This is a genomic window from Salmonella bongori NCTC 12419, assembly GCF_000252995.1.
Taxonomy (GTDB): domain Bacteria; phylum Pseudomonadota; class Gammaproteobacteria; order Enterobacterales; family Enterobacteriaceae; genus Salmonella; species Salmonella bongori.
The window spans coordinates 2934978-2947286 of the sequence record NC_015761.1 but is presented as its reverse complement, the minus strand read 5'-3'; the positions used below and the strand labels follow the sequence as shown (position 1 = coordinate 2947286).

Genomic DNA, 12309 nt, shown 5'->3' with positions numbered 1-12309 from the left:
AGATACGAATGACGACGCTGACAGAAGATGATGTGCTTGAGCAACTGGATGCTCAAAATGACTTACTTTCGTTTATGACGACGGCACATAACATTTTGCTTCAGGGCATTAAGCGCTTTCTGCCGTCGCTGTTTGTCGATAACGATGAAGAGATTGTGGAATATGCAGTGAAGCCGTTACTTGCCCAAAGTGGGCCACTTGACGATATCGACGTGGCGTTACGTCTGATTTATGCCCTGGGAAAAATGGATAAATGGCTCTATGTTGATATCACCCATTTTTCTCAGTTTCATCAATACTTGCATGAACAGGACACGCTCCCTGGTTTTGCCGATGACATGACCTGGGATTTCATCAGTAACGTCAACTGTATTACCCGTAATGCACCTTTATACCGTACGCTCGAGTCGATGAAATTTGCCGACTTTACCGCGTGGTCTGAGGTGCGTTTTAGCGGTATGGTCAAAACGGCGATGGCGCTGGCGGTAACGACAATTTTAAAGGAATTAACGCCGTGAAAATCGGACTGACAGTTAATGGGCTACACGTTGAAGCGCATTATCATGATGATGAAATAGAGACGGTTCATAAGCCATTATTGCAACAACTGGCAAAAATACATGCCGCTAATCCTGAACACCGCACCATCATTTTTCTTAGCGCGCCGCCCGGAACAGGAAAATCCACTCTGACCACCTTCTGGGAATACCTTTCTCATCAGGATGCTGACCTGCCGGACATTCAAACGCTCCCAATGGACGGCTTTCATCACTATAACCGTTGGCTGGAGGCGCATAATCTCCGTGCTTATAAAGGCGCGCCGGAAACCTTTGACGTCGATAAGCTGGCGGCAAATCTACGTCAGGTGAGAGCCGGCAAGGCGACCTGGCCGCAGTATGACCGACAACGGCATGATCCGGTGGAACACGCTGTGGTGGTCACAGCGCCAATCGTGATTGTTGAAGGTAATTGGCTTCTGCGGGATGACGACAGATGGCGTGTGTTAGCGGAATTTTGCGATTTCTCATTATTTATTCACGCCCCGGCAGAAACCCTGCGCGCCCGGTTGATTGGACGTAAACTGGCGGGAGGGTTATCGCAGGCGGAAGCGGAAACCTTTTATGAACGTACCGATGGCCCGAATGTTCGCCGGGTGCTGGAAAGCAGCCTGCCTGCCAATCTCACGTTGGAAATGACGCCTGAGGGGGCGTATCGGATAGCCTGTCCTTGTTAGAGTGATGCGGGGTTAATGCGCCCTTATCCAGCCGTATCACCCGTGAAAAATGACGCCGGGTAAAATCGGCGTCATGGCTGATGGCGATGACGGTAGTGCCGCGTTCGCGACAGACGCCCAACCATTCCTCAAATATTGCCTGCCAGCGTGCGTCAAAATCCCGGCTGGGTTCATCCAGCAGTAATACCGATGGAGCCATTGCCGACAGGCTGGCAACGGCGACCATCCGGCGCTGGGCGGTGTGCAGATCTAACGGGTGCGCATTGGCCACCTCTTCTAAGTGACATAACCGCAATGCGGCAGCGGTCCGCTGCGCAATCTCATCAGGGGGAAGCTTCTGAAGCCGTAAGCCGAAGGCGATCTCCTGAGAGACGTCACTGTGAAAAATCTGGTTTTCTGCCTCCTGAAACAGCACGCCAATCTCCCTGGCGCGCTGGCGATTTTTGTATTGCGCAAGCGGGCTATCATTCAGCATCACCGTACCGGAGGAAGGGGGCAGCAGCCCGGCCATCACCCGAAGCAGCGTGGATTTTCCTGCGCCGTTATCGCCTGTCAGCGCCAGCCATTCACCAGCAGAAACCTTTAGCGAGATGGTGCGCAGACAGTCATCGGCAGCGCCTGGCCAACGAAACGAGACCCGGTCCAGCGTTAACATTGTGGGGTAAGTCCTTTTTCGTCGAGCTGCCAGCATTGCTGACAATAAGGAAGAAAAGAAGCTGGCTCACGCTCAAACAGGACAATGAGCGCGCTTTGTTCCTGCGCCCACTTTTGAAGACGGCTCAGCAGTAGATCGGTAGCGTGTGCGGTCAAGCGGCTAAAGGCTTCGTCGAGAATCAACAGTCTGGGCTTCATTGCGATAGCGCTGGCTATCACTACCCGTTGGGTTTCACCGCCGGACAGCGTTGCAGGATGACGATGACGTAATGCCTGACATTCGGTTAACGATAGTGCGTAATCAATTCGCTGCAGGATCTCCGCTTCATCAAGACAAAGGTTTTCTGGTCCAAAGGCCACCTCTTCTTCAACGCTGAAAGCGCAGCCTGAGAGTTGCAGATACGGTGATTGTTGAACGAGCTGGATAAAAGGGGACTGTTCGACCAGCGTTTGCTGACCGATGGGATATCCAAGCAGGGTACCTTTACCAGTGATGTCTCCTGGTAGAAAATCGGGATACCAGCCCGCCAGCAGCTGCGCCAGCGTACTTTTACCGCTCCCGTTAGTGCCGAAAATCGCCACTATACCTGGCTCATGGCAGGCAAAATCAATGCAGAGCGGCGGGCGGGTTGCATGGGTAGGGCGATAACAAAACTGTTCTAGCGTAACCATAGCCAGGCTCCTGTCTCGGCAACCATTAACGCAACCATGACGTAGCGGCTCAGGATCTGTACCCCACTGTCTTGCGGGGCCCACAGCGTAGTGCGTGTGCGGTGCAAACGAAAACCGCGCATATCCAGTGCCGCGCCGCGCACCGCTAAATCGTTGAGCGCGTTGTGGGTAAGGGGAACGATCAGCGCGGGCATGGCCCGAAGGCGCTGATACCAACCTTCGTCCAGGGGTACGCCGCGCGCCCTCTGCGCTTCATGAACGATCGCAAGTTGACGTTTTAACTGCTCCACAACCAACAGTGGACCGGCGAACAGGTAAGCGACGCCCGGCGGCAGTCGTGATGCAAATAAGGCGCGAATGAATTGCCGCACCGGTACGTACTGCATCCATAGCTGTGATGTTGACACAATCGCCAGAATACGTAGCCATAGCGTTATTGCTTGCGCCCAGCGCTGTGGATCGCCGGGCTGACCGCTTATCCATTCGCTCAGCCAGCCGCCGTGAACCAGCCACAGCCCTACGCCAAAGGAGAGCATCAACCCGGCGACATATTTTGCCCGGACGCGCGTTGCGCGCAGGCATAGCAGTGTCAGAAAAGCGGTCACGCTATAAATCGTCAGCACTACTCCTGCCGGAAGTAGCAGAGTGGTGCAAGCAGCGAGCGCCCATAGCGTCAGCGAGGTAAACGGGTGCATCTAGCGGACGGCGGACATAGCAGGAAAATGGCGGATGGTGCGCAGAGGCAACTGACGCAGCAGAATCCAGACAATGATCGCCGTCAGAATTTTATCCACCAGATTGGCGCCTATCACCGTAATTGCGACGGATTCCACCAGGTTTTGCCCCATCGAATGCATCCAGGCGACAAACAAATCAGCGCCGCTGCCAGTCACGCCGCCAAAAAGCGCGGTACGAAGCGGTACGGCGACCAGCGTCACCGCCAACGTAATGATGATGCCGCTGACGATCACTTTTGGCAGGCTACGAAACCAACCCGCGCGCGCCAGCCAACCGGCGACCAGACCGATGACCATAGCTACCGGAGCAAAGGCGGCAGCGATAGGGTCGGTCAGCAGCCCCCAGAGCAGGTTGGTTATTAAACCGGTTAACATTCCCACTACCGGACCCAGCAGCACCGCGCTGATAAGCGTACCGATGGAGTCAAGGAAAATGGGCAGTTTCAACAGGCTAATCAATTGTCCGCCAATCATATTTATAGCAATGGCGATGACGATCAGCACCAGCGACTGGCTGGAAAATTGGCGACGAGCCATAAATGGTAAACCTCTTAATAATGAACGTTTAGCGTGGGGAGATGGTCAGTTCGTCGTAACCGGAAACCGCACACGGTTGGCGACTGAAGGTAAGGGCCGTAAGCTCGCCGATAATCAGTTCCAGGGTTGTGCGCACGGTACAGCCGGACATCATATGGCCGCCGAGCATTGCGCCGCAGGGATCGGCAATCGACAAATGCAGATGTTCTCCACCGCTTTCAAGTGTGCCGTTAAGCGAGATCACTTCAAACGTGCCGGTAAGCAATGTGGTCGACTCTTGTCCGGCATAACGCAGCGCAACGTCGGTCAGACTGCCGGTACACCCCGCGACCCAGGCGGCATGTAATTGATTCTGTTGCACAAAGGTGTGTAATTGGGAAAACACTTCCTGACCGGGAAGCAGACGAAGCGCGTAAAAGCGCGCTGTAGAAGCGTGATGGTGAGCGTTTGTCATGGTTACAGGACTCCGAGACTCGGACGTGGCGCTGATAATATAGACGCTGGCGACGGCGCTTTCTGATATAAATCAGTATTTGTGACGCGGCGACGAAAAGATCTGACCGGGCGGATGGGGAATTCGCGGACAGGGAATAAATTGCGCCATAAATGGCAAGGAAATGTGATGCAGGTCAGATAACTGTCTTCTTTGACTGGACAAATATTCCTTTTATTCCGCGTTTCGCTTATGCTTGCTGAAGCGTTTCAGTTAATTAAATGTTCGACAATTAACCAATCAGTCGCAGTTTGCGACAGGTGAGGTTTTACTCGACGATAAGCTGCATTACTCTGTCAGCCTCATCTGAATCGGGATAGCCTTGCAGGAGACCTATGACCGTACGCATAGCGATTAATGGCTTTGGTCGCATCGGACGTAACGTGGTTCGTGCTTTGTATGAATCCGGACGTCGGGCGGAAATTACCGTGGTGGCCATCAACGAGCTGGCGGATGCCGCAGGCATGGCGCATTTGCTGAAATATGACACCAGCCACGGGCGTTTTGCATGGGAGGTTCGTCATGAGCGCGAGCAACTCTTTGTCGGCGACGATGTTATCCGTATTCTGCATGAGCGAACGTTGACGGATCTGCCGTGGCGTGAACTGGGCGTTGATGTTGTGCTGGATTGTACGGGAGTATATGGCAACCGGGAGCATGGCGAGGCGCATATTGCCGCTGGCGCAAAGAAAGTCCTTTTTTCTCATCCGGGTAGTAACAATCTTGACGCCACCGTCGTTTTTGGCGTGAACCAACACCAACTGCACGCGGAACATCGTATTGTCTCAAACGCTTCCTGTACCACGAATTGCATAATTCCCGTCATTAAATTGTTGGATGATGCTTACGGCATTGAGTCCGGTACAGTAACGACGATCCACTCCGCGATGAACGATCAGCAGGTGATCGACGCCTATCACTCCGATCTGCGGCGTACGCGTGCGGCCAGCCAGTCGATTATTCCGGTGGATACGAAACTGGCGGCGGGCATCACACGTATATTCCCGCAGTTTAACGATCGTTTCGAAGCGATTGCTGTACGCGTTCCCACCATCAATGTGACGGCAATCGATTTAAGCGTGACGGTGAAGAAACCGGTAAAAGCCTGTGAAGTCAACCTGTTGCTGCAAAAAGCAGCACAAGGTGCATTTCATGGTATAGTTGACTATACGGAATCACCGTTGGTCTCGATAGATTTTAACCACGACCCGCACAGTGCCATTGTTGATGGTACGCAAACCCGGGTCAGTGGCGCCCACCTGATCAAGACGCTGGTCTGGTGCGATAATGAATGGGGCTTTGCTAACCGTATGCTCGACACCACGTTAGCAATGGCCGCAGTGGGTTTCAGGCTCGACGCGTAAGCGCCGACAAAACTTTAAGAATCATTGAGAGGATTCACCATGTCTGTAATTAAGATGACCGATCTGGATCTGGCCGGGAAACGCGTTTTTATCCGTGCGGATCTGAACGTACCTGTTAAAGAAGGGAAAGTGACCAGCGACGCGCGTATCCGCGCTTCTCTGCCGACCATCGAACTGGCTCTGAAACAGGGCGCGAAAGTGATGGTAACTTCCCACCTGGGTCGTCCTACCGAAGGCGAGTACAACGAAGAATTCTCTCTGCTGCCGGTTGTTAACTACCTGAAAGATAAACTGTCTGCTCCGGTCCGTCTGGTTAAAGATTACCTGGACGGCGTGGAAGTGGCTGACGGTGAGTTGGTCGTTCTGGAAAACGTTCGCTTCAACAAAGGCGAGAAAAAAGACGACGAAGCGCTGTCTAAAAAATACGCTGCTCTGTGCGACGTATTCGTAATGGATGCATTCGGTACTGCGCACCGCGCGCAGGCTTCTACCCACGGTATTGGTAAATTCGCTGACGTCGCATGTGCAGGCCCGCTGCTGGCAGCAGAACTGGACGCGCTGGGTAAAGCGCTGAAAGAACCGGCTCGCCCGATGGTAGCTATTGTCGGTGGTTCTAAAGTGTCTACCAAGCTGACCGTGCTGGACTCCCTGTCTAAAATCGCTGACCAGTTGATCGTCGGTGGTGGTATCGCCAACACCTTCGTTGCCGCTCAGGGCCACAGCGTCGGTAAATCCCTGTATGAAGCAGATCTGGTTGACGAGGCAAAACGTCTGCTGACGACTTGCGATATCCCGGTTCCGACCGACGTTCGCGTAGCGACCGAGTTCTCTGAAACCGCAACAGCAACGCTGAAATCCGTTAATGATGTGAAAGAAGATGAGCAGATCCTGGACATCGGTGACGCTTCCGCTCAGCAGCTGGCAGAAATCCTCAAGAATGCCAAAACCATTCTGTGGAACGGTCCGGTGGGTGTGTTCGAATTCCCGAACTTCCGTAAAGGGACTGAAATCGTTGCCAATGCTATCGCAGACAGCGAAGCATTCTCCATCGCTGGCGGTGGTGACACCCTGGCAGCAATTGACCTGTTCGGTATTGCTGACAAAATCTCCTACATCTCCACTGGCGGCGGCGCATTCCTCGAATTCGTGGAAGGCAAAGTGCTGCCAGCGGTAGCGATGCTCGAAGAGCGCGCTAAGAAGTAATCGTTACGGGCAGGGATTCCTGCCCGTTGATTTATCGCCGTTCTGACATTCAGGGCGGCTCGTGTTTTTTCCAAAGCCCGACGATACAGGACAACGAAACATGTCTAAAATTTTTGATTTCGTAAAACCAGGCGTAATCACTGGTGATGACGTACAGAAAGTGTTCCAGGTAGCAAAAGAAAACAACTTCGCTCTGCCAGCCGTTAACTGCGTAGGCACCGATTCCATCAACGCTGTTCTGGAAACCGCTGCAAAAGTTAAAGCGCCGGTCATCGTACAGTTCTCCAACGGTGGTGCTTCCTTCATCGCGGGTAAAGGTGTGAAATCCGACGTGCCTCAGGGCGCGGCAATTCTGGGCGCAATCTCTGGCGCACATCACGTTCATCAGATGGCTGAACACTACGGTGTTCCGGTTATCCTGCATACTGACCACTGCGCGAAAAAACTGCTGCCGTGGATCGACGGTCTGCTGGACGCGGGTGAAAAACACTTTGCTGCTACCGGTAAACCGCTGTTCTCTTCTCACATGATTGACCTGTCTGAAGAGTCTCTGCACGAAAACATCGAAATCTGCTCCAAATACCTGGCGCGCATGTCCAAAATCGACATGACTCTGGAAATCGAACTGGGTTGTACTGGTGGTGAAGAAGACGGCGTGGACAACAGCCACATGGACGCTTCCGCACTGTACACTCAGCCGGAAGACGTTGATTATGCGTACACCGAGCTGAGCAAAATCAGCCCGCGTTTCACCATCGCGGCGTCTTTCGGTAACGTACACGGTGTTTACAAACCGGGTAACGTTGTGCTGACGCCGACCATTCTGCGTGATTCTCAGGAATATGTGTCTAAGAAACACAACCTGCCGCACAACAGCCTGAACTTCGTCTTCCATGGCGGTTCCGGTTCTACCGCTCAGGAAATCAAAGACTCCGTAAGCTACGGCGTAGTGAAAATGAACATTGATACCGATACCCAGTGGGCAACCTGGGAAGGTGTTCTGAACTACTACAAAGAAAACGAAGCGTATCTGCAAGGTCAACTGGGCAACCCGAAAGGCGAAGATCAGCCGAACAAAAAATACTATGACCCGCGCGTATGGCTGCGTGCTGGCCAGACTTCCATGATCGCTCGTCTGGAAAAAGCATTTAAAGAACTGAACGCGATTGACGTTCTGTAACGTAGTCTGTTGATTAAAATGGCTTCCCGCGGGAAGCCATTTTTTTTGCCTGATGGGGCTTCGCTTATCAGGCCTATAAACGGTGCGGGCCGGAAAAGGCAAAGTCGCCGTTTTGCAAAAAATTACCGGGTCACGCAGGTGCCTTTCTCGCCCGCCAGGATCTGCGGAGCGTCTTTTAACGCGCCAATAAATGCCATATTCCCGGTCTGTTTGACAAACTCAATGACGGCACTCGCTTTTGGCCCCATAGCACCGTCCGGTGCGGCGAAGGGCGCCAGTTCTTCTGTTGTGACGTGATGCAGCGCGCGCGCCTGCGGAGTTCCCCAGTTTTCGTACACGGCATCGGCGTCGGTCAGGATCAGCAGGTGATCGGCATTAATGGCGTTCGCCAGTACTGCCGCCGTGAGATCTTTATCGATCACGGCTTCGGTTCCCTGATATCCGTCGTCCTGTGCCACGACCGGAACGCCGCCACCGCCACAGCAGATCACCATATGTCCGGCCGCCATCAGCGTCTGAATCGCGTCGCTGTCGATAATGTTTTGCGGCATCGGGGAGGGGACGACCCGGCGAATGTACGGCCCATCAGCCTTCATCGTCCAGCCGTAGCGCGCCTCCAGTTCAGCTTGCTGCTCCGGTTGATACACCGGACCGATGTATTTACCCGGCGCAGCAAAGGCTTCATCCCGCGGATCGACTTCAACACGTGTCATCAGCGTCGTCACGGGGACGCCGCCACCGCTTTGCGTCAACGCCTGCGCTATGGCGACGCCAATCATCCCCTGGCTTTCGGCGACCAGAATATCCAGCGGCCAGGCCGGAGATTCAGTGTACGCTGCATTCTGCAAGGCCAGCAGCCCCACCTGCGGGCCATTACCGTGAACAATCACTAGCTGGTAATCGCGGGCCAGCGTTGTCACCATTTGAGCAAAAAGCTGAATGCTGCGCTGTTGGTTTTCTGCGCTCAGAATTTCTCCACGCTGTAATAATGCATTGCCGCCCAGGGCAATAACCAGTTTCTTTTTCATTATGACCTCAATAAGCAAAATATCTCGCGGTCAAAATAACGTGAAATGGCTTTTATAATGTGACAAACCCGACAGTGCCTGTATCCGCAAAAATATCTGACTAATACAAACCGCTTTTATATAAATTACTTTGAAAATGATTATTAGAGTTTTTTTAACAATGTGAGCATCAATTCCCAGGAATTTATAACAATGGGTTTTGTGTGACTTTGTTCAAAAGAAAAGATGTTTTAGCCCGATATGGTAGGCGCAGTTTAAACCTCTTTCCTCATCGACTGGGGAAATTAATGCCCGGAGACAGCTTATGTCTGAATCATGTGAAGTGACTGAGGTCACAAAGAAAAAAGGAATACCGGCCTGGTGGGTCACCGTTTTCCTGTTCTGGCTGGGATGGATTTTCATGTACGCCGACCGGACAATATTGAACCCGGTGATGGGTGAACTGGAAAAAGAATTCGGCTTAAGTGGAACGCAATTAGGTATTCTTAATTCTGTATTCTATTTTTCTTACGCCTTATTACAGGTCCCGGCAGGAATTCTCGGCGATAAAATTGGTAAGAAAAAAGTGCTGGTGCCAGGTTTTATTCTGTTTGGCCTCTTCACCGCCGTAACGGGGTGGGCAAAAAGCTGGTATATGCTGCTGTTTGCTCGCGTCGTAACGGGGGCCGGAGAAGGGACCTACTATGGCCCGCAGTACGGCTTATCTTCAGAACAAATCCCTAAGAAATACCGCTCGCTGGGCAGCGCAATTATTAACAGCGGCATGGCCTTTGGTATCGCCTTAGGTCTGATGACCTCCAGCTGGTTGGTTTACGATCAGGGCCATTCATGGCGTATGCCGTTCTACGCAATGGCTATTCCGTCAGTCCTGGTGGGGGTGGCTATCTGGCTGTTAGTTAAAGAGAAAAAGCGTAACGCTGATGTTGCTGGCCAGCAGGTGAAAAAAGGGAAATTTAGCGATCTGCTGAAAAACCGTAATCTGATCCTGACTTATGTAATGGTGTTTTGTAGCCTGTTTGGTTTCTTCGTTATCCTTACCTGGCTTCCGTATTATCTGCAAAGTGAACGTGGTATTGCCGGAGGCGAAACTGGGTTTATTTCTTCACTGGTGGCATGGATTTCTATTCCTGGCGCGCTGTTGTTCTCCAGCTTGTCTGACAAATTAGGTAAGCGCAAGCCGCTCATTTTGTTCCTGGTTCCGGTTGCGATTATCAGCATGCTGTCAATTATTTGGATGCCAAATATGACCGGCGTAATTATCGCCCTGTGCGTTTACGGCCTCGTCGGAAAACTGGCATTGGATCCGGTACTGGTGGCGCTGGTGGCGGATAGTGTCGATGAAAATAATTATAGCACCGCGTTTGGCTTATTTAATTTTATCGGCATGAGCTCATCTATTCTGGCACCCATTATTGCTGGTGCGGCGCGCGATATAACCGGTAGCCTGGCATCCAGTTTTTATGTCTCCGCGATTTTGCTGGGTATTGGCCTGGTAGCCATGCTGTTTTTGAAAGAAAAACGTACATAAGAGGTAGCGGTAATGATTTACGCCTTTATTAAAAAGGGAAGTTTTCAGGACTCCGTCAGCCTGATGATTATTTCCCGCAAATTAAGTGAACGCCCGGAAGTCGACCAGGTTTCTGTCATGATGGGAACGCCGGCGAATAAAGCGATGCTGGATTCCACGGGTTTCTGGCATGACGATTTTGCTGAAGCCACCCCGAACGACATTTGTGTGGCGGTGAGAACGCACGAGGAACAACCAGAGATCCTCGAATTAATCCGCGAACAGTTGGAAAAAGAGCTGAGCGCCATCGCCAATGCTTCGGGGAGTTCGCAACGGTTGCTGAAGGCTCGCCGCTGGGAGAGCGCCTGCCAGAAATTACCGCAGGCCAATCTGTTGCTGATTTCCGTCGCCGGAGAATACGCGGCCTCAGTGGCCAAAGAAGGGCTACTGGCTGGCAAAAACGTGATGATGTTTTCTGACAACGTGCCGCTGGAAAAGGAAGTTGAACTGAAAACGCTGGCGCGTGAGCGTGGGCTGATTGTGATGGGGCCGGACTGTGGTACGGCGATGATTGCCGGCAGTCCGCTGGCGTTCGCTAACGTGTTACCGGACGGTGGGATTGGCGTCATTGGCGCCTCCGGCACCGGTATTCAGGAGGTCACCTCACAAATTGCACTGCATCAGCAGGGCATCAGCCATGCCATTGGCTTAGGGGGACGCGACCTGAGCGCAGAGGTCGGCGGAATGAGCGCATTAACCGCACTGGAGATGCTGGCCGCAGACGACACCACGCGAGTGATTGCCTTTGTTTCCAAACCACCATCGCCGCAGGTCAGAACCCGCATTATTGAAGCAATGCAGAAAGTGGGGAAACCGGTAGTCGCGCTCTTTTTGGGCAGCAAGCCAGAACAGCGCCGCGAGGGGAATGTCTGGCTGGCGAATTCACTGTCTGATGCCGCACAGCTGGCGGTTCTGTTGATGCGCGTGGCGCAGCAGCGAGAAATTCAGCCAGAGGTTGCCGGTAAAGGCATCTATGGCTTGTATGCCGGCGGTACTCTCGCCGCAGAAGCCGCAATGCTGCTCTCTGCCGGGCTTGGCGTTCCGGTCAGTGAAAGCCATACCGATGGCGTCATGCTTGAAACCGGGGGGCATCGCATTGTCGATCTTGGCGACGATAGCTACACCCTGGGCAGGCCGCACCCGATGATCGACCCGACCACCCGCAGTATTGAAATTGAAAAACTGGCCGCGATGCCGGATGTCGGCGTGCTGTTACTGGATGTTGTGCTGGGCTATGGCGCCTGCGCCAACCCGGCGGGAGCCGTGGTTGATGCCATTGAGCGGGTTCATGCCAAACGCGCCGCGCCACTGGTGACTATCGCCACCCTGACTGGCACTGACGCTGACCCACAGGGACGCAGCGGACAGATCGATATTCTGCGCGCGGCAGGCATCGCGGTGGTGGAAACCCTGGAAGAAGCCGTGCTGCTCGCCATCAGTCTGACTCGTCATCATGACGTCAGCGCAGCGGCTGCGCACAGCGCCCTGCTGGACGGCCTCCAGGTGATTAATGCCGGACTGCGCAGCTTTGCGCTGGATCTGCAAAGCAGCGGCACGCCGGTTGTGCATTATCAGTGGGCCCCCATTGCGGGTGGTAACGCCCGTCTCGCCAGTTTACTCAAGCAGTTACATTAATTTCA

General features: G+C 53.2%; 13 protein-coding genes. 7 read left to right on the top strand and 6 right to left on the bottom strand.

The window, feature by feature from the left end; translation table 11 throughout:
• Positions 1-8 precede the first annotated feature (8 nt).
• Together SBG_RS13820 and SBG_RS13815 are read left to right on the top strand one after the other, a co-directional pair.
• Positions 9-518, top strand: coding sequence for an MltR family transcriptional regulator (locus SBG_RS13820; RefSeq protein WP_000209973.1), 510 nt, complete (start codon positions 9-11; stop codon positions 516-518).
• A complete protein-coding gene (locus SBG_RS13815) occupies positions 515-1234 on the top strand; it encodes a nucleoside/nucleotide kinase family protein (RefSeq protein ID WP_000690119.1) in 720 nt (239 codons plus the stop codon). The genes SBG_RS13820 and SBG_RS13815 overlap by 4 nt, the downstream gene beginning before the upstream one ends.
• Here SBG_RS13815 and SBG_RS13810 read toward each other — a convergent pair.
• Genes SBG_RS13810 through SBG_RS13790 form a run of 5 tightly spaced genes read right to left on the bottom strand, consistent with a single transcriptional unit; the run spans position 1182 to position 4288 of the window.
• Positions 1182-1889: an ABC transporter ATP-binding protein gene (locus SBG_RS13810; protein ID WP_000956575.1), complete on the bottom strand. Its 708-nt coding sequence runs from the start codon at positions 1887-1889 to the stop codon at positions 1182-1184. The genes SBG_RS13815 and SBG_RS13810 overlap by 53 nt on opposite strands.
• Entirely contained in the window at positions 1883-2560 is a 678-nt protein-coding gene (locus tag SBG_RS13805) for an ABC transporter ATP-binding protein (protein ID WP_000256965.1), read from the bottom strand. The genes SBG_RS13810 and SBG_RS13805 overlap by 7 nt, the downstream gene beginning before the upstream one ends.
• The gene (locus tag SBG_RS13800) at positions 2548-3255 is read right to left on the bottom strand and encodes an energy-coupling factor transporter transmembrane component T (protein ID WP_000553253.1); all 708 of its coding nucleotides are present in this window, start codon (positions 3253-3255) and stop codon (positions 2548-2550) included. Before SBG_RS13800 ends, SBG_RS13805 begins: the two co-directional genes overlap by 13 nt.
• Complete coding sequence (locus tag SBG_RS13795; protein ID WP_000124020.1) at positions 3256-3834, bottom strand: ECF transporter S component; 579 nt, start codon at positions 3832-3834, stop codon at positions 3256-3258.
• 28 nt (positions 3835-3862) lie between these two features.
• Positions 3863-4288 carry a PPC domain-containing DNA-binding protein gene (locus SBG_RS13790; RefSeq protein ID WP_000180148.1) on the bottom strand — a complete coding sequence of 142 codons (426 nt, stop codon included), beginning with the start codon at positions 4286-4288 and terminating at the stop codon, positions 3863-3865.
• A 374-nt stretch (positions 4289-4662) separates the two neighbouring features.
• Between SBG_RS13790 and epd the strand changes: the two genes are divergently transcribed.
• The 3 genes from epd to fbaA all read left to right on the top strand — a co-directional run bounded on the left by epd (position 4663) and on the right by fbaA (position 8074).
• The gene (gene epd / locus SBG_RS13785) at positions 4663-5691 is read left to right on the top strand and encodes an erythrose-4-phosphate dehydrogenase (protein WP_000218345.1); all 1029 of its coding nucleotides are present in this window, start codon (positions 4663-4665) and stop codon (positions 5689-5691) included.
• A 39-nt stretch (positions 5692-5730) separates the two neighbouring features.
• The gene (pgk, locus tag SBG_RS13780; protein WP_000111270.1) at positions 5731-6894 is read left to right on the top strand and encodes a phosphoglycerate kinase; all 1164 of its coding nucleotides are present in this window, start codon (positions 5731-5733) and stop codon (positions 6892-6894) included.
• Between the two features lie 100 nt (positions 6895-6994).
• Positions 6995-8074, top strand: a complete 1080-nt coding sequence (gene fbaA, locus SBG_RS13775; protein ID WP_000034371.1) for a class II fructose-bisphosphate aldolase — start codon at positions 6995-6997, stop codon at positions 8072-8074.
• A gap of 122 nt (positions 8075-8196) precedes the next feature.
• Here the strand turns inward: fbaA and SBG_RS13770 are convergent, their stop codons facing one another.
• On the bottom strand, positions 8197-9102 hold the full coding sequence (locus tag SBG_RS13770; RefSeq protein ID WP_000728325.1) for a carbamate kinase: 906 nt from the start codon (positions 9100-9102) through the stop codon (positions 8197-8199).
• 304 nt (positions 9103-9406) lie between these two features.
• Between SBG_RS13770 and SBG_RS13765 the strand changes: the two genes are divergently transcribed.
• Positions 9407-10630, top strand: a complete 1224-nt coding sequence (locus SBG_RS13765) for an MFS transporter (RefSeq protein ID WP_000004206.1) — start codon at positions 9407-9409, stop codon at positions 10628-10630.
• A 12-nt stretch (positions 10631-10642) separates the two neighbouring features.
• Positions 10643-12304 carry an acyl-CoA synthetase FdrA gene (locus SBG_RS13760; RefSeq protein WP_000638460.1) on the top strand — a complete coding sequence of 554 codons (1662 nt, stop codon included), beginning with the start codon at positions 10643-10645 and terminating at the stop codon, positions 12302-12304.
• Positions 12305-12309 lie beyond the last annotated feature (5 nt).